Raw genomic sequence first — 15,867 nt, 5'->3', positions numbered from 1 at the left:
CCTCTCCTTAACGTCAGGCGCTTGTGGCGACGCCGGCGGCAGCGGTCTTCCCGCTGGCGGCAAGATCGATCATCCGCTTGGCGACCACCAGCAGGCCCGCGACCAGGAAGGCGCCCGGCGGCAGGATCATGACCAGGATGCCCCAGTCGGCGGGCATGATCCGAAGCTCGATGACCTTGAAGGCCGGCCCCAGCAGCAGGGCCGCGTCGGCGAACAAGGTGCCCTGGCCGATGATCTCGCGCACGCCGCCGATCAGGACCAGCGCGAAGGTGAAGCCGAGGCCGACGCAGGTTCCGTCCACCAGCGACGGCAGCGGCCGCTCCTTGGCGGCGAAGGCTTCCATCCGGGCCAGCGGCAGGCAATTGGCGACGATCAGCGGGATGAACAGGCCCAGGACCTTGTAGAGTTCGTGCAGCCAGGCGTTCATCACCATGTCGACCACGGTGACGTTGGTCGCCACCATCAGGATGTAGGTCGGGATGCGGATCTCGTGGGTGACGTAGTTGCGCAGCAGCGCCACCATCAGGCTGGACGACGCCATGACCACCGTGGTCGCCAGTCCCATGCCCAGGCCGTTGGTGGCGGTTCCGGTCATGGCCATGGCCGGGCACAGGCCCAGCATCATGCACAGCACGCCGTTGTTCTTCCACAATCCGTCCTTGACGATCTGTCCGTAATCGGCCGACATCACCTGGTCTCCATCATGCGGGGCGCGTTGGCGGCGAAGAACTCCATGCCGGCGCGGATGCCGCCGATCACGGCGCGGGGCGTGATGGTGGCGCCCGAGAACTGGTCGAACTGGCCGCCATCCTTCCGGACCGCCCATTTCTCGGCCGGCGGGTCGCCCATGCCGAGGCCGGTGAAGCGGGTGATCCAGTCGCTTTTGGCGACCTCGATCTTGTCGCCCAGGCCGGGGGTCTCCTTATGGGAGATGACGCGCACGCCCAGCAGCTTGCCATCGGGGGCGATTCCCAGCATGAGCTTGATGGGGCCGGAATAACCGCCCGGGGCGGTGACCTCGTAGGCGAATCCGGTGGCCCGGTTCCCCATCATCGCCCGGTAGACCACCGTCTCGGTCCCGTCCCGTCCGGGCAGGGTGATGGAATCGCTGACCGGGTTGTTGTCGTGGATGGTTCCGGGAATCACCTGGGCCAGCGACGCCATCTTGTCTTCGAGGGCGCGTTGGCGGATCGGCTCCCTGGTGGCGCCGTCGGTCAGCGCCAGCGCCGTTCCGAAGACGGTGCAGAATCCTCCGAGGATGGCCGCGTGGAGCCAGGCGGGACGAATCTCACTCATTTGAATTTCCCCAGCGGCAGCGGCTCGCCCTTCAGGGTGCGGCCGAACATCCGTGGCCGGAACGCGCGGTCGAGGAGGGGGGCCATGGCGTTCATCAGCAAGATGGCGAAGGCGAAGCCCTCGGGATAGCCGGCATAGGTGCGGATGATCCAGGTCAGCAGGCCGCAGCCGATGCCGAAGGCCAGCCGGCCTCCGTTGGATACCGGCGAGGTGACGTAGTCGGTGGCGATGAAGAACGCCCCCAGCACCGACGCCCCCGAGATCAGGTGGAACAGGCCGCCGGCGTGACGGCCGGGGTCGATGGCGCTGAACAGGGTTCCCAGCAGCAGCAGGGTTCCCAGCATGCCCACCGGGATGTGCCAGGTGATCACCTTGCGCCACATCAGGAACAGGCCGCCCAGCAGCAGCAGCGGCACCGCCGTCTCGCCCATCGACCCGGGGTGGAAGCCCCACATCAGTTCGCCCAGGCCGGGCAGCTGCTCCACCGACTGGTGGGCGGGGACGCCGCGGGCCAGTTCGTTCTTGACGAAGCCGAGCTGTGAGGCGGCGCTGAGGCCGTCCAGATTGACGCCGCGCCCGAAGGTGACGCCCAGGCCCTCGATGAAGCCGGGGGCGCCGGCCGAGAACAGCGGCTTGGGCGGCACGAAGGCGGTCATCTGCACCGGGAACGACACCAGCACCACCACGCGGCCGACCATGGCCGGGTTGAACAGATTCTGGCCCAGGCCGCCGAAGGCGTGCTTGGCGATGCCGACGGCGAACACCGAGGCGACCACCGCCACCCACCAGGGCGCCCAGGGCGGCAGGCTGAGGGCCAGCAGCCAGCCGGTGATCAGGACCGAGCCGTTGCCGATGGCGTTGGCGGGCGAGCCGCCGCCGATGCGGACGCACGCGGCCTCGCAGGCGACGCAGGCGGCCATGGTCATCGCGAACAGGAAGATGGCCGGCCAGCCGAACAGATAGAGATTGAACAAGGTGGCCGGCACCAGCGCCGCCAGCACCGTGAACATGGTCCGCTGGATGCTGTTGGCCCCGTGGGTGTAGGGTCCGCTTTTCTCGACGACCGTGTTCATGGGGCGATCCTGCCTGCCTCTTGAGCCGTTTCCGGTTGCGGCGCCCTGGCGCGGGCGGCGGCGTCGCGCCTCGCCATGGCCAGGCGTTCCAGCCTGGCGTTGCGCGCCTCGACCAGGGCCTTGGTCTGTTCGTTCTTGCGGCGCTCGCGGTCCTGGGTGGCGAGGCGGCCCTTGGCGTAGCGGAAGTACTGCACCAGCGGAATGTGGGACGGGCAGACATAGGTGCACGACCCGCAGGACACGCAATCCTGAACCCCGATCCTGACCGCCTCGGCCATCTTTTCGGCGCGGATGAAGGCGGCCATCTGCATCGGCACCAGCCCGCAGGGACAGGCGGCGATGCACGATCCGCAGCGGATGCAGGGCTGCGGTTCGCTTTCCCGGGTCTCGGCCCTGGTCAGCGCCAGGATGCCCGAACTTCCCTTGACCACCGGCACGTCCAGGCTGGGCAGGGGCTGGCCCATCATCGGCCCGCCGCTGACGAAGCGCGCCGCGCCGTCGGCGCCGCCGCAGAACGCCAGGAGTTCCGAGACCTTGACCCCCAGCGGCACCTCGATATTGCCGGGATTGGGCACGGCGCCGCCGCTGACGGTGACGATGCGCGAGATCAGGGGCCGGCCCAGGCGGACCGCGTCGTGCACCGCCCGCGCGGTGGCGACGTTGTGGACCACCACGCCCATGTCGGCGGTCAGCTTGCGCGCCGGGGTTTCCAGGCCGGTGACGGCCTGGGTCAACTGGCGCTCGCCGCCCATGGGATAGCGGGCGGGGACCTTGGCGATGGTGACGTTGTCGGTGGCGGCGGCGGCCTTGGCCATGGCCTCGATGGCCTGGGGCTTGTTGGTCTCGATGGCGACGATCACCCTCGGCGCGCCCAGGGCGTGGGCCATGATGCGGGCGCCGTCGATCACTTCGTCGGCGTATTCGCGCATCAGGCGGTCGTCGCAGGTAAGGTAGGGTTCGCATTCGGCGCCGTTCAGCAGCAGCACCTCAAGCTTGCGCTGGGTGCCGAGCCCCAGCTTGACCGCCGACGGGAAGGTGGCGCCGCCCATGCCGACGATGCCGCATTCGGCGACGCGGTCGCGGATCGATTGCGGCGGTGCGGCGAAGGGATCGTCGATGGGAGGGGGCAGGTCGGTCCATTCGTCCTTGCCGTCGCTCTCCAGGATGATGGTCGGCATGGGCAGGCCGGACGGGTGCGGGGCGGTGATCTCGGCGATGGCCCTGATCCGCCCCGAGGTGGGGGCGTGAATCGGGGCCGAGATGGCGCCGTCGCTGCGGGCCAGCAATTCGCCCTTCTTCACCAGATATCCGGCCTCCACCGTGGGGGCGGCCGGTTCGCCGATGTGCTGCTGCAACGGCAGGAACAGCGTCGCCGGCATGGGCATGGCGACGATGGCCTTCTCGCTGGTCAGGTCCTTGCGGTGCTCCGGGTGGATACCGCCCATGATGGGAAACAGCTTCATCGGCCGCCGCTCCTAATGACGCATGGGGTCGCCTGGCTTCTGCCAGTGCCAGGCGGTGATCGAGGGCGGCAGCGCGTGCATGGAAATGGCCTCGGTCGGGCAGACCTTGACGCATTTGGTGCAGGCGTGGCAGGCGTCGGCGATGACGGTGTGCAACTGCTTCGGTGCGCCGACGATGGCGTCGGAGCAGCACTCGCCGATGCAGCGCAGGCAGCCGATGCACAGGTCCTCGTCGATGAAGGCGACCTGGGGCACGGTTTCCTTGTGCTGTCCCATGTCCGGGGTCACGCCCAGCTTGTGGGCCAGCGCCTCGATGGTTCCCTTGCCGCCCGGCGGGCACAGCGTCACCGGCGCCGCGCCCTTGGCCAGCGCCGCCGCGTACTGGGCGCAGCCGACGAAGCCGCACTGGCCGCATTGCGAACCCGGCAGCATTTCCAGAATCTCTTCCTCGAGCGGGTTGTGGGGAACCGCCAGCAGCTTGGCGGCGGTTCCGAGGACGGCCCCCAGCGTCACTCCCATGACGGCCAGACTTCCGACATCCAACAGCATGACAGCAGACCTCCTAATTCGCGCTCATTCCGGAAAAACCCATGAACGCCAGCGACAGCAGGGCGGCGGTGATGAACCCGATGGGCGGGCCGTCGAACAGGCGCGGCACGTTGGCGAGCGCCAGCCGTTCGCGCAATCCGGCGAACATCACCATCACCAGGGTGAAGCCCAGCGACGAGGCCAGGGCGAACAGCCCGCTCTCGATGAAGCTCATCTTGGTTTCGACCAGCAGCAGGTTGACGCCAAGCACCGCGCAGTTGGTGGCGATCAGCGGCAGATAGATGCCGAGAAGCTGGAACATGGCCGGCGACACCCGCCGCACCACCGATTCCGTGAACTGCACCACCGCCGCGATGATCAGGATGAAGCTGGCGGTGCGCAGATAGCCGAGGTTGTTCGGCTCCAGCAGGAAGCGTTCGATTCCCCAGTTGAGCATGGCCGAGACGGTCAGGCAGAAGGTGGTCGAGACCCCCATGCCCAGCGCGGTGTCGACCCGGGTCGTCACCCCCATGAACGAGCACAGGCCGAGAAAGCGCATCAGAACGACGTTGTTGACCAGCGCGGCGCTGATGATCAGCAGAAGGTAGTGTTCCACGGCGGGCAATTCCTGTTCCCCCTCAGTGACAGCTCGCGCTGGCCGGCGGCTCGCCGGCGCGACGCAGGAAATGGGGCGTGAGCGCGCCCCGAGCCGACAGGTACGCGGCCACCATGCGCGACAGCATCAGGCCGGCGGCCAGGCCGGCCACCGCCCCGAGGGCGGCCAAGGCGTCGGAGCCCCCCCATTCCTGGCCGACGATGCCGCCCGCCATGATGCCGGCCAGCGGGATGCCGTAGGCGGTCAGGGCGCCCTTGAGCACGGTGTCGTCGCGCACGCCGACCACCACCCTCTCGCCCACCCGGAGGCCGAGGCCGGCCGGCAGCGGAAAGCGGCGGGCCGCCAGGGCGCGGGCGGTGACGGCGTCCTTGCCGACGCTGCACAATCCCGCCGAGGCGCACGAGCCGCAGCTCTTGGTCTGCTCCGGCTCCAGCCACGGACGGCCGCCCTCGATGGCGACGACGCGGGCGAAGCCCTCGATCAGGCCGCTGTCGTCCATGTCCAGGGAGGGCGAGGCGATCGGGTTGCCCATGGCGGTCAGGCCGTCACCGTCGCGGTCACCCCGTCGGGGGTGACGTAGATGGCCGACAGGCCGCCGCCGGCGCGCAGCACGTCGCGGCGGCGTTCCTTGGGCACCAGCAGCATGGCGGTGGACAGACCGTCGGCGACGGCGGCGGTCTCGGCCACCACCGAGACCCCCAGCATGGCCGGGGCGGTCCTGCCGGTGCGCGGGTCGATCAGGTGGGTGAACCGGCCGTCGGCGTCGAACACGGTGCCGTAGCCGCCCGAGGTCGAAACCGCCTTGTCGACCACGTCGATTTCGGTGATGGCCTTGCCGGGATCGGCCGGATTGCTGATGCCGATGCGCCAGGCCGAACCGTCCGGCTTGGTGGACAGCGCTCTCGGTTCGCCCATGTCCACCAGCATGTTCTCGAAGCCGTGGCGGCGGAGCACCGCCGCCACCTTGTCGGTGATGTAGCCCTGGGCGCCGGAATTCAGCGTCACCGCCATGCCGGGCCGGGCCAGCGACACCCGCGCCCCGGCGGCGTCGATCTCGATGCCGCGCCAGTCGACCAGCGCCAGGGCGGCGGCCAGGTCGGCGGCCGATGGGCCGGCCGGGTCGTCGGCGGCGGCGGTGAAGTGACCGAGATAAAGCCGCCATACCGGCTGGATGGTGGGATCGTAGGCTCCGCCGCTGACCTCGGCCAGGGCCTTGGCGCGGCCCAGCAGTTCCATGAATTCGGCCGGGGCGCCGTCGAGGCGGCCGTGGCGGTTCAGGGCCGACAGGACGGAATCGGCGCGGTAGACGCTGAACATCGCCTCCAGCCGTGCCAGTTCGGCCAGGGCGTCGGCGATGGCGGCGCGGGCCTTGGTCTCGTCCGAATGGTAGAGCTGGATGGAGGACGGCGCCCCCAGCGTCGTTCCCTCCCAGCGGTAAAGGCGCGCCTGGGCGTCCCCCGCCCTGACCAGCAGCGGCAGGCCGGCGGCGGCGGCCAGAACGGTAATGGCGCGGCGGCGAGACATACGAACGGTCATGACCCCAGGGCTCCCCTTAGTAGGCGTGCTCGTCGGAAACTTGATGTTGCTCAAAAAAACGCCAGGGCGACGGCATGTCATATGGTGGCGGCTTCAATCGACCATGACAAGCAAAATACGCATCTCAATGCCTATTTTTATTTTGTTATATTTCAATGCGCTGTGTTGTTGCTGCGCCGCAACCAACCTCAATGGGGAGGGGCGTCCAGCAAAAACGGGTGGGGATTCCCGCACAAAAGCAATGGGCATTTCGGGGAAGGCGAAGTCGCCTTGTGATGAAATAATAAGCAGCAAATCACCGCCTTGCCGGACGGCATGCCAGTCATGGCGCGGGACGAGGCAATCCGCAGGGTTGGAGGGGGCGCAGTGTTCCTTTGCGCCGACTATCAGTTCGGCTATCCTGTCCTTGACCGGGGTGGATGGGGGCGTGCCCGGCGGCCGTCGCGGCGGCCCGGATCAGTTCATGCGACTGTCGGCGTCCCCCTTCCCGCCCCACTGTCCCGGCGAGGTCCCCATGTATCCCATCATCCGTCGCGAGGCATTTTCCGACACCACCTTCCTGTGGGAGGTTCACGCTCCCGACGTGGCGCGTTCGGCCAAGCCGGGGCATTTCGTCATGCTGCGCCTGTACGAGGGCGGCGAGCGGATTCCGCTGACCGTGGCCGATTACGACCGCGACAAGGGCACCATCACCATGGTGATCCAGTCGCTGGGCAAGACCACCAAGGAGATGCGCGACGATTACCGGGAAGGCGACCAGTTCTTCGATTTCGTCGGGCCGCTGGGCCTGCCGCAGCATGTGTCCAAGGCCGGCCATGTGGTCCTGGTGGGGGGCGGGCTGGGGGTCGCCCCGGTGTTCCCGCAGCTTCGCGCCTTCAAGGAGGCGGGAAACCGCACCACCGCCATCATGGGATTCCGCAACCGCGATCTGGTGTTCTGGGAAAAGAAGTTCAGCGCCTGGGCCGACGATCTGGTGATCTGCACCGATGACGGCAGCTATGGCCGTCCGGGGCTGGTGACCACCGCCCTGGCCGAGATCTGCGAGCGCGACCGCCCCGATCTGGTGGTGGCCATCGGCCCGCTGCCCATGATGAACGCCTGCGTCGAGACCACCCGGCCCTTCGGGGTCAAGACCCTGGTGTCGCTCAACACCATCATGGTGGATGGCACCGGCATGTGCGGATCGTGCCGGGTCACCGTCGGCGGCGAGGTCAAGTTCGCCTGCGTCGATGGCCCCGATTTTGACGGCCATCTGGTGGATTTCAAGGAGCTTCACGCCCGCCAGCGCCGCTTCAAGGAGCAGGAGAGCAAGGCCAACGCCGACTTCGCCCATGTGTGCAGCCTGGAACAGCAACTGGTGGTCGAGGGTAAGCGCACCTACAAGAAGCTGTCGGCGCTGGAACCGCATCAGGTGCCCATGCCCGAACGCGATCCCGAGGAGCGGGCCGCCAACTTCAAGGAGGTCAATCTCGGCTATTCCATGGCCGACGCTTTCCGCGAGGCCGAGCGCTGCATCCAGTGCCACAAGCCGACCTGCATGATCGGCTGTCCGGTCGGCATCGACATTCCGCGCTTCATCCGCAATATCCTGGTGCGCGACGTCGACGCCGCCCTGGAGACCATCTACGAATCCAGCATCTTCCCCTCGATCTGCGGCCGCGTCTGCCCGCAGGAGACCCAGTGCGAGGCCTTGTGCGTCATCGCCAAGAACAAGAAGCTGGAACCGGTGGCCATCGGTCGGCTGGAACGCTTCGTCGGCGATCTGGCCCGGCCGTCGAAGGCCGAGCCGCCCAAGAACGTCCGCCGTCTGGGACGGGTGGCGGTGGTGGGATCGGGGCCGGCCGGCCTGGCCGCCAGCGCCGACCTGGTCCGGTTCGGCGCCGAGGTCACCGTCTACGAGGCCCTGCACATCCTGGGCGGCGTGCTGCAATACGGCATTCCCGCCTTCCGCCTGCCGCGCGACATCATCGACCGCGAGATTCAGCGGCTGAAGGATATCGGCGTCAGGTTCCAGACCAACAAGGTGATCGGCAAGACCTTCACCATCGAGCAACTGACCGGCGAAATGGGCTATGACGCCGTGTTCGTGGCCGCCGGGGCCGGCGCGCCGGCCTTCCTCGGCATTCCGGGCGAATTCGCCGGCCAGGTCTATTCCGCCAACGAGTTCCTGACCCGCGTCAACCTGATGGGCGGCGACCGCTTCCCCTATCTCGACACCCCCATCGGCCTGGGCAAGAGCGTGGTGGTCATCGGCGCCGGCAACACCGCCATGGATTGCCTGCGGGTGGCCCGGCGGCTGGGGGCGCCGCTGGTCCGCTGCGTCTATCGCCGCACCGAGGCCGAGGCGCCCGCCCGCGTCGAGGAAATCCGCCACGCCAAGGAGGAGGGAATCGAATTCCACTTCCTGCACTCTCCCACCGAGATCCTGGTGGACGACGATGGCAACGTGCGCGGCATGAAGGCCGAGCGCATGGAACTGGGTGAGCCCGACGAGCGCGGCCGCCGCAAGCCGGTTCCCACCGGGCAATTGGTGGACCTGGACTGCGACACCGTCATCTATGCCCTGGGAACCAAGGCCAATCCCATCATCGGGCAGGCCACCCCCGGGCTGGGGCTGAACAAGTGGGGCAACATCGTCGTCGACGACGCCACCCAATGCACCAATTTGCCCGGCGTGTTCGCCGGCGGCGACATCGTCACCGGCGGCGCCACCGTCATCCTGGCCATGGGGGCCGGGCGCCAGGCCGCCAAGGCCATCGCCGCCTGGCTGGACCGGGGCAAGAATGTCTGGCCGGTGCCGGCCGAGGTCGCCCAGTCGTTCAAGCCCGGCGGCGCCACCTGTCCCAAGTGCCACCAGCCGGTGGACGGCGACGAGGCCTATATCTGCTGCGCCGATTCCGATCTGCAATGGCGCTGCCGCGGCTGCGGCAAGGTGTCGGAGGGCTTCGCCTTCCCGCATGGACGCTGTCCGCTGTGCGGGGGCGAGCTGGAACGCCTGGAGCGTGCCGGGGTGGTCGAACCCGCCGGCATCGAGGCCATCCGCGCCGCCTTCGAGATCGAGCTGGGGGGCAAGGCCTTCTATCGTCAGGCGGCGGCCAGCGCCGCCGACCCGGCGCTGGCCGCCCTGCTGGGCAAGCTGGCCGAGATGGAGGACGAGCACATGGCGACGCTGGCGCGCCGCTATCATGTGACGCCGCCGTCGGCCGGGCCGACGCTGGAGCGGATGGTGACGCTGGCCGGGCAGGAGGGACGCTTCGACGACCCCGAGACGCTGTTCGCCGCCGCCATCGAGTTCGAGCGCCGGGCGGTGGCGTTCTTCAGCGGCCGCAAGGACGATGCCGGCGAGGAACCGGCGGCGCGGCAGCTCTATCGCGAGCTGGCCGCCGAGGAGGCCGAGCACGTCGCCATGCTGGAAACCGAGCGGGCCCGCTGGCGTTCGGGCAAGGCCGGCCTGCTGTAGCGGGACCGGAACGCGGCCCCCTCTCCCCTACCGCCGCCGCGCGGGGGAGGGAGGGGGAAGGCGCTCGACCAGACCGGCCCACAGGTCGTAGTCCTCGGCCGCCTCGACCTCGGCCACGACGATGTCGCCGGGAACCAGCCCGGTCTCGCCGTTGAGATAGACCTCGCCGTCCACCTCGGGGCTGTCGGCCTTGGTGCGGCCGATGGCGCCTTCCTCGTCGACCTCGTCGATGATCACCTCGATCCGGGTTCCCACCCTGGCCTCGGCGCGGGCGTTGGCGATCTGGCGGGCGGCTTCCTGGAAGCGCTGGTGGCGCTCCTCCTTGATGTCCTCGTCGATGTGGTCGGCCAGCGCGTTGGCGGGGGCGCCCTTGACGTTCTCGTACTTGAAGCAGCCGACCCGGTCCAGTTCGGCCTCTTCCAGCCAGCCCAGCAGCGCCTCGAAATCCTCCTCGGTCTCGCCGGGAAAGCCGACGATGAAGGTGGAGCGGATCGCCAGTTCGGGGCAGGTCCGGCGCCACGACCGGATGCGGTTCAGCACCTTGTCCTGGTTGGCGGGGCGGCGCATGGCCTTCAGCACGGTGGGGCTGGCGTGCTGGAACGGAACATCCAGGTAGGGAAGGATCTTGCCCTCGGCCATCAGCGGGATGACCTCGTCCACATGGGGGTAGGGGTAGACGTAGTGCAGCCGCACCCAGATGCCGAGTTCGCCCAGGGCGGCGGCCAGATCGGTGAGGTGGGCGCGCACCGGCCGGCCGCGCCACGGGCTTTCGGCGTGGCGGAGGTCGAGGCCGTAGGCGCTGGTGTCTTGCGAGATCACCAGCAATTCGCGCACCCCGGCCTCGGCCAGACGCTCGGCCTCGCCCAGGATGTCGGCGGCGGGGCGGCTGGTCAGCGGACCGCGCAGGTCGGGGATGATGCAGAACGAGCAGGAATTGTTGCAGCCTTCCGAAATCTTCAGATAGGCATAGTGGGACGGGGTCAGGTGCAGCCCTTCCGGCGGCACCAGCGACAGCTTGGGATCGTGCAGCGGCGGCGCCGCCTTGTGCACCGCCTCGACCACCGCCTGATATTGCTGCGGCCCGGTCACCGCCAGCACCGCCGGGTGCAGGGCGCGGATGGTCTTTTCGTCGCCGCCCATGCAGCCGGTGACGATCACCTTGCCGTTTTCCGCCACCGCCTCGCCGATGGCGTCCAGCGATTCGGCGCGGGCGGAATCCAGGAAGCCGCAGGTGTTGACGATCACCACGTCGGCGCCGTCATAGCTGCCCGAGATGTCGTAGCCCTCGGCCCTGAGCCGGGTCAGGATGCGTTCGGAATCCACCAGGGCCTTGGCGCAGCCGAGGCTGACGATTCCCACCTTGGGGCTTGGCGTGGTCATGGGGGTTCCGGAATGTTGTCGAGGATCGCGGTGACTTAGCGGATTTCCGGGGGGGAAGGCAAGGAAATCGCGGCGGCGAGTTGCCTCAGATTCTGCATGGATATTCTTCTCTTTCGCGATATTGGAAAAAAATGCACAATAACGCCGGAAAGCGGAGAAAATGCACGATCTTGCCGCAGCCTTGTCCACCGCCCTGGCGCTGGTGACCGCCTTCGATCCGCTGATGCTCGACATCGTGCGGCTGTCGGTGCTGGTGTCGGGCGCGGCGGTGCTGATCGCCGCCGTGATCGGGCTGCCGTTGGGCGCCGTGCTGGCCTTGACCGCCTTTCCCGGGCGCGGCGTCCTGGTGGTGCTGCTGAACGCCTTCATGGGGCTGCCGCCGGTGGTGGTGGGGCTGGCGGTCTATCTGCTGCTGTCCCGCGCCGGACCGCTGGGCGAGATGGGGCTGCTGTTCACCCCCACAGCCATGGTCATGGCCCAGACCGTGCTGGTTCTGCCCATCGTGGCGGCGCTGTCGCGCCAGGTGGTGGCCGATCTGTGGGAGGAATACGGCGAACAGCTGCGTTCGCTGGGGGCGTCGCGGCCGAACGTGGTCATGACCTTGCTGTGGGATGGGCGCTTCAGCCTGCTGACCGCCGTGCTGGCCGGTTTCGGCCGGGCCTCGGCCGAGGTCGGCGCGGTGATGATCGTCGGCGGCAATATCAGCGGGGTGACCCGGACCATGACCACCGCCATCGCCCTGGAGACCAGCAAGGGCGACCTGCCGCTGGCCCTGGGGCTGGGGCTGATCCTGATCGGCCTGGTGACGGCGGTGAATGCCGCGGTGTTCCTGGTGGGGCAGGCGGCGCGGCGGAGGATGGGATGACGGCGGAGATGGATTCCATCCTGCCGCTGGAGCTTGACGGCGTCGGTTTCGCGGTCGGCGGCCGGACTCTGCTGAGCGGTGTCAGCCTGCGGCTGGAAGCGGGCTCGCGCACCATCGTCCTTGGCCCCAACGGCGCCGGCAAGAGCCTGCTGCTGCGCCTGTGCCATGGCCTGCTGGAGCCGACCGAGGGGCGGCTGCGCTGGGATGGCGGCGTTGGACAGCCGCTGCCCGGGGCGGTGGTGCGCCGGCGTCAGGCCATGGTGTTCCAGCGCCCGGTGCTGCTGCGGCGTTCGGCGCTGGACAATATCCGCTACGTGCTGGGACTGATGGGAATGCCCCGCCACCGGCGCCGCGAGGTGGCGCTGGAGGCGCTCGACCGCTTCGGCCTCGCCGGTCTGGCGGGGCGGCCGGCGCGGGTGCTGTCGGGCGGCGAGCAGCAGCGCCTGGCCCTGGCGCGGGCCTGGGTGGTGGAGCCCGACATCTTGTTCCTGGACGAGCCCACCTCGGCGCTCGATCCGGCCTCGACCCTGGCGGTGGAACTGGCCATCCAGGACTTCCATGTCGCCGGCACCAAGATCGTCATGACCACCCACGATCTGGGGCAGGCGCGGCGCCTCGCCGACGAGGTCGTGTTCCTGTCGCATGGCCGGCTGGTTGAAGCCTCGCCGGCGGCGCGTTTCTTCAAGGGGCCGGCCAGCGGGCAGGCCCGGGCTTTCCTCGATGGAGAACTGGTATGCTGACAAGGATCATGATGCTCGCGGCGATGCTGCTGCTGTCGCCCGGGGCCTGGGCCCAGGAGCGTTTCATCACCCTGGCCTCCACCACGTCGACCGAGCAATCCGGCCTGTTCGGCCATCTGTTGCCGCTGTTCAAGGCCGAGACCGGCATCGATGTGCGGGTGGTGGCGGTGGGAACCGGTCAGGCGCTGAAGCTGGGCGAGCGCGGCGACGCCGACGCCTTGCTGGTGCACGACCGGGCCGGCGAGGACAAGTTCGTCGCCGAGGGCTTCGGCATCGATCGCCGCGACGTCATGTACAACGACTTCGTGGTGGTGGGGCCGGCGGCCGATCCGGCCGGCATCAAGGGGCGGGGCGTGGCCGAGGCCTTCGGGCGCATCGCCGCCGCCAAGGCGCCCTTCGCCTCGCGCGGCGACGATTCCGGCACCCATCGCAGCGAGCTTCGCATCTGGAAGACGGCCGGGGTGGACGTCAAGGCCGCCGGCGCCGGCTGGTACCGCGAACTGGGGTCGGGCATGGGGCCGACGCTGAACACCGCCGCCGGCATGAACGCCCATGCCCTGGCCGATCGCGGCACCTGGGCCAGCTTCAAGAACCGTCAGGCGTTGACCATCCTGGTGGAGGGCGACAAGACGCTGTTCAATCCCTATGGCAGCATCCTGGTCAATCCCGCCCGTCACGCCGGGGTCAAGGCCGCCGACGCGGCCGCCTGGCACCGCTGGCTGACCGGTCCCAAGGGCCAGGCCGCCATCGCCGGCTTCAAGATCGGCGGGGAACAGCTGTTCTTTCCCGACGCCAGATAAGCTCAGAGTGGCGTCACCACGGTTGGCAGGTGTGACGCCACCAGTTCGGCGAACAGGCGGAATTCGGGCGAGCGGGCGCTGGTCCGGCGCCACACCAGATCGATGGAGCGGGCGGGGGCGGGGGCGTCGAACGGGCGCACCACGATCTGCTCGTCGGCCAGGGCCTCGGCATCCACATAGAGCGCCGGCAGGCAGGTGGCGCCCAGTCCGGTCGCCACCATCTGGCGCAGCGAATCCAGGCTGGTGGCCCGGAAATCGGCGTGCTCGCGGCTGCCGGCGGCATGGCACAGCGCCAGCACCGGTTCGCGCAGCCCGTCGCCGAATTCCAGCAAGATCAGCGATTCTCCGGCCAGGTCGGCCTGGGCCAGGCTGTCCTTGGCGGCCAGCCGGTGCCCCAGCGGCAGCACGGCCCACAGCGGCTCGCGAAACAGCGGCACCACCGTCAGGTGATCGTCGTTCCTGGGGGCCGAGGCCATCAGGATCAGGTCCAGCTGGCCGCTGGTCAGTTCGTCCAGCAGGCGGTCGTCCGGGTCCTCGCGCAGATAGAGCTTGAGATCGGGGTGGCGGCGGCGCATCTCGGGGAGGAAGTGGGGCAGCAGATAAGGCCCCAGGGTGCGCAGCACCCCCAGCCGCAGGGTGCCGCTCAGCGGGGTGCGGGCGCCGTGGGCGAATTCCTCCAGGTCGCTGACGCTTTTCAGGATGTCGTTGGCCCGTTCGGCCAGATCGCGGCCGATGGGGGTCAGCAGGACCCGGCGGCGGGTGCGTTCGAGCAGCAGCACCCCCAGGCTCTCCTCCAATTGGGAAATCTGGGCCGACAGCGCCGGCTGGCTGATGTTGATGCGTTCGGCGGCCCGGCGGAAATGCAGGCATTCGGCGACGGCGGCGAAACATTGCAGTTGGCGCAGGGTGATCATGGAACAATGATAGGCTGAAGCTATCAGCTTCACAACAAAAGCCGATTGGACGGGGTGAGACGGCTATGACCATCGTCCGCCACCCTTCACCATTCCAACCGTATGGGTCCGCCATGGCCGCGTTCACCGCCACCTTGCGTTATTTCTGGGGCTCGATCGCCTTTACCCTGGTCTCGCTGGTGCTGGCTTGGTTCGTGGGCTTGGAATACGGCAAGACCATCCCGGCGGCGCTGTCCACCTTGTTCATCGTGGCGGTGCTGGCGGTTCTCGAAATCTCGCTGTCGTTCGACAACGCCGTGGTCAACGCCAAGGTGCTGAGGACCATGCCGCCCATATGGCAGCGGCGCTTCCTGACCTGGGGCATCCTGATCGCGGTGTTTGGAATGCGCATCGTCTTCCCGCTGCTGATCGTCGGGGTCATGGCCGAGGTCTCGCCCTGGCAGGCCCTGGTCCTGGCGGCGACGCGGCCCGAGGAATACGCCCGCATCATGAACGCCGCCCATGTCTCCATCGCCGCCTTCGGCGGGACCTTCCTGGCCATGGTGGGACTGAAGTTCTTCTTCGACGTCAACAAGGACGTCCACTGGGTGAGGCTGGTGGAGGAGCCCCTGACCAAGCTGGGCAAGATCGAGGCGGTGGAAATCGCCCTGGTGATGATCCTGCTGTACGGCATCTCGCGCCTGCTGCCCGAGGCGGCGGTGCTGCCCTTCATCCTGTCGGGCATGCTGGGCATCATCACCTTCGTGGCGGTGGAAGGCGTCAGCGCCCTGATGGGCGTCGACGAGGAAGGCTCCGCCCTGGTGGCCAAGTCCGGCTTCGCCTCGTTCCTGTATCTGGAGGTGCTGGACGCCAGCTTCTCCTTCGACGGCGTCATCGGCGCCTTCGCCCTGACCAACAACCTGTTCATCATCGCCCTGGGCCTGGGAATCGGCGCCATGTTCGTTCGCTCGCTCACCATCATGCTGGTGGAGAAGGGGACCCTGTCCGCCTACCGCTATCTGGAGCACGGCGCCTTCTGGGCGATCCTGGCGCTGGCCGCCCTGATGCTGGTCGGCAGCGTCACCCACATTCCCGAGGTCATCACCGGCCTGATCGGGGCCGTTTTGATCGTCCTGTCCTTCGCCAGTTCGATCCGGCAGAATCGACGCGACGGAGTTTGATAGGTATTGACTATCAAATAAAGAGTTAGGATCGAT

Annotated in this window: 16 protein-coding genes; 5 read left to right on the top strand and 11 right to left on the bottom strand. The window is 68.2% G+C overall.

Going from position 1 to position 15,867, the window contains the following annotated elements; translation table 11 throughout:
* Nucleotides 1–13: 13 nt before the first annotated feature.
* The 9 genes from MTBSS4_RS06110 to MTBSS4_RS06070 all read right to left on the bottom strand — a co-directional run bounded on the left by MTBSS4_RS06110 (nucleotide 14) and on the right by MTBSS4_RS06070 (nucleotide 6,806).
* On the bottom strand, nucleotides 14–688 hold the full coding sequence (locus MTBSS4_RS06110; RefSeq protein WP_173982508.1) for an electron transport complex subunit E: 675 nt from the start codon (nucleotides 686–688) through the stop codon (nucleotides 14–16).
* Complete coding sequence (rsxG, locus tag MTBSS4_RS06105; protein ID WP_173982507.1) at nucleotides 688–1,296, bottom strand: electron transport complex subunit RsxG; 609 nt, start codon at nucleotides 1,294–1,296, stop codon at nucleotides 688–690. Before rsxG ends, MTBSS4_RS06110 begins: the two co-directional genes overlap by 1 nt.
* Nucleotides 1,293–2,369, bottom strand: coding sequence for an RnfABCDGE type electron transport complex subunit D (locus tag MTBSS4_RS06100; protein ID WP_173982506.1), 1,077 nt, complete (start codon nucleotides 2,367–2,369; stop codon nucleotides 1,293–1,295). Before MTBSS4_RS06100 ends, rsxG begins: the two co-directional genes overlap by 4 nt.
* Nucleotides 2,366–3,832 carry an electron transport complex subunit RsxC gene (gene rsxC / locus MTBSS4_RS06095; protein WP_173982505.1) on the bottom strand — a complete coding sequence of 489 codons (1,467 nt, stop codon included), beginning with the start codon at nucleotides 3,830–3,832 and terminating at the stop codon, nucleotides 2,366–2,368. Before rsxC ends, MTBSS4_RS06100 begins: the two co-directional genes overlap by 4 nt.
* Before the next feature lie 12 nt (nucleotides 3,833–3,844).
* The gene (locus MTBSS4_RS06090; RefSeq protein ID WP_173982504.1) at nucleotides 3,845–4,381 is read right to left on the bottom strand and encodes an RnfABCDGE type electron transport complex subunit B; all 537 of its coding nucleotides are present in this window, start codon (nucleotides 4,379–4,381) and stop codon (nucleotides 3,845–3,847) included.
* Nucleotides 4,382–4,394: 13 nt separating this feature from the next.
* Entirely contained in the window at nucleotides 4,395–4,976 is a 582-nt protein-coding gene (gene rsxA / locus MTBSS4_RS06085) for an electron transport complex subunit RsxA (RefSeq protein WP_173982503.1), read from the bottom strand.
* Nucleotides 4,977–4,998: 22 nt separating this feature from the next.
* Complete coding sequence (locus tag MTBSS4_RS06080; RefSeq protein WP_173982502.1) at nucleotides 4,999–5,508, bottom strand: SoxR reducing system RseC family protein; 510 nt, start codon at nucleotides 5,506–5,508, stop codon at nucleotides 4,999–5,001.
* A gap of 5 nt (nucleotides 5,509–5,513) precedes the next feature.
* A complete protein-coding gene (locus MTBSS4_RS06075; protein WP_173982501.1) occupies nucleotides 5,514–6,512 on the bottom strand; it encodes an FAD:protein FMN transferase in 999 nt (332 codons plus the stop codon).
* A 93-nt stretch (nucleotides 6,513–6,605) separates the two neighbouring features.
* Nucleotides 6,606–6,806, bottom strand: a complete 201-nt coding sequence (locus MTBSS4_RS06070; RefSeq protein ID WP_173982500.1) for a hypothetical protein — start codon at nucleotides 6,804–6,806, stop codon at nucleotides 6,606–6,608.
* A 169-nt stretch (nucleotides 6,807–6,975) separates the two neighbouring features.
* On the opposite strand from MTBSS4_RS06070, the gene gltA reads away from it, so the two are divergent.
* The gene (gltA, locus tag MTBSS4_RS06065; RefSeq protein WP_217425508.1) at nucleotides 6,976–9,972 is read left to right on the top strand and encodes an NADPH-dependent glutamate synthase; all 2,997 of its coding nucleotides are present in this window, start codon (nucleotides 6,976–6,978) and stop codon (nucleotides 9,970–9,972) included.
* A gap of 27 nt (nucleotides 9,973–9,999) precedes the next feature.
* Here the strand turns inward: gltA and rimO are convergent, their stop codons facing one another.
* On the bottom strand, nucleotides 10,000–11,352 hold the full coding sequence (gene rimO, locus MTBSS4_RS06060; protein WP_173982499.1) for a 30S ribosomal protein S12 methylthiotransferase RimO: 1,353 nt from the start codon (nucleotides 11,350–11,352) through the stop codon (nucleotides 10,000–10,002).
* Nucleotides 11,353–11,512: 160 nt separating this feature from the next.
* On the opposite strand from rimO, the gene MTBSS4_RS06055 reads away from it, so the two are divergent.
* Genes MTBSS4_RS06055 through MTBSS4_RS06045 form a run of 3 tightly spaced genes read left to right on the top strand, consistent with a single transcriptional unit; the run spans nucleotide 11,513 to nucleotide 13,757 of the window.
* Entirely contained in the window at nucleotides 11,513–12,217 is a 705-nt protein-coding gene (locus MTBSS4_RS06055) for an ABC transporter permease (protein ID WP_173982498.1), read from the top strand.
* On the top strand, nucleotides 12,214–12,957 hold the full coding sequence (locus MTBSS4_RS06050; protein WP_254432407.1) for an ATP-binding cassette domain-containing protein: 744 nt from the start codon (nucleotides 12,214–12,216) through the stop codon (nucleotides 12,955–12,957). Before MTBSS4_RS06055 ends, MTBSS4_RS06050 begins: the two co-directional genes overlap by 4 nt.
* On the top strand, nucleotides 12,951–13,757 hold the full coding sequence (locus tag MTBSS4_RS06045; RefSeq protein ID WP_217425507.1) for a substrate-binding domain-containing protein: 807 nt from the start codon (nucleotides 12,951–12,953) through the stop codon (nucleotides 13,755–13,757). Before MTBSS4_RS06050 ends, MTBSS4_RS06045 begins: the two co-directional genes overlap by 7 nt.
* 2 nt (nucleotides 13,758–13,759) lie before the next feature.
* Here MTBSS4_RS06045 and MTBSS4_RS06040 read toward each other — a convergent pair whose 3' ends face one another.
* Nucleotides 13,760–14,671, bottom strand: coding sequence for a hydrogen peroxide-inducible genes activator (locus tag MTBSS4_RS06040; RefSeq protein WP_173982497.1), 912 nt, complete (start codon nucleotides 14,669–14,671; stop codon nucleotides 13,760–13,762).
* Between the two features lie 113 nt (nucleotides 14,672–14,784).
* On the opposite strand from MTBSS4_RS06040, the gene MTBSS4_RS06035 reads away from it, so the two are divergent.
* Nucleotides 14,785–15,831, top strand: coding sequence for a DUF475 domain-containing protein (locus MTBSS4_RS06035; protein ID WP_173982496.1), 1,047 nt, complete (start codon nucleotides 14,785–14,787; stop codon nucleotides 15,829–15,831).
* Nucleotides 15,832–15,867 lie beyond the last annotated feature (36 nt).

Origin of the sequence: Magnetospirillum sp. SS-4, from assembly GCF_902729425.1 — a bacterium.
Lineage (GTDB): Bacteria > Pseudomonadota > Alphaproteobacteria > Rhodospirillales > Magnetospirillaceae > Phaeospirillum.
This window is presented reverse-complemented; position numbering and strand designations above follow the sequence as displayed.

What these genes read in the sequence shown, in the direction of transcription:
- MTBSS4_RS06040 (WP_173982497.1), bottom strand. Translation starts at nt 14,671, where the DNA reads ATGATCACCCTGCGCCAACTGCAATGTTTCGCCGCCGTCGCCGAATGC.
- gltA (WP_217425508.1), top strand. Translation starts at nt 6,976, where the DNA reads ATGCGACTGTCGGCGTCCCCCTTCCCGCCCCACTGTCCCGGCGAGGTC.
- MTBSS4_RS06110 (WP_173982508.1), bottom strand. Translation starts at nt 688, where the DNA reads ATGTCGGCCGATTACGGACAGATCGTCAAGGACGGATTGTGGAAGAAC.
- MTBSS4_RS06075 (WP_173982501.1), bottom strand. Translation starts at nt 6,512, where the DNA reads ATGACCGTTCGTATGTCTCGCCGCCGCGCCATTACCGTTCTGGCCGCC.
- MTBSS4_RS06035 (WP_173982496.1), top strand. Translation starts at nt 14,785, where the DNA reads ATGGCCGCGTTCACCGCCACCTTGCGTTATTTCTGGGGCTCGATCGCC.
- MTBSS4_RS06100 (WP_173982506.1), bottom strand. Translation starts at nt 2,369, where the DNA reads ATGAACACGGTCGTCGAGAAAAGCGGACCCTACACCCACGGGGCCAAC.
- rsxC (WP_173982505.1), bottom strand. Translation starts at nt 3,832, where the DNA reads ATGAAGCTGTTTCCCATCATGGGCGGTATCCACCCGGAGCACCGCAAG.
- MTBSS4_RS06080 (WP_173982502.1), bottom strand. Translation starts at nt 5,508, where the DNA reads ATGGGCAACCCGATCGCCTCGCCCTCCCTGGACATGGACGACAGCGGC.
- MTBSS4_RS06055 (WP_173982498.1), top strand. Translation starts at nt 11,513, where the DNA reads ATGCACGATCTTGCCGCAGCCTTGTCCACCGCCCTGGCGCTGGTGACC.
- MTBSS4_RS06045 (WP_217425507.1), top strand. Translation starts at nt 12,951, where the DNA reads ATGCTGACAAGGATCATGATGCTCGCGGCGATGCTGCTGCTGTCGCCC.
- MTBSS4_RS06050 (WP_254432407.1), top strand. Translation starts at nt 12,214, where the DNA reads ATGACGGCGGAGATGGATTCCATCCTGCCGCTGGAGCTTGACGGCGTC.
- MTBSS4_RS06090 (WP_173982504.1), bottom strand. Translation starts at nt 4,381, where the DNA reads ATGCTGTTGGATGTCGGAAGTCTGGCCGTCATGGGAGTGACGCTGGGG.
- rsxG (WP_173982507.1), bottom strand. Translation starts at nt 1,296, where the DNA reads ATGAGTGAGATTCGTCCCGCCTGGCTCCACGCGGCCATCCTCGGAGGA.
- rimO (WP_173982499.1), bottom strand. Translation starts at nt 11,352, where the DNA reads ATGACCACGCCAAGCCCCAAGGTGGGAATCGTCAGCCTCGGCTGCGCC.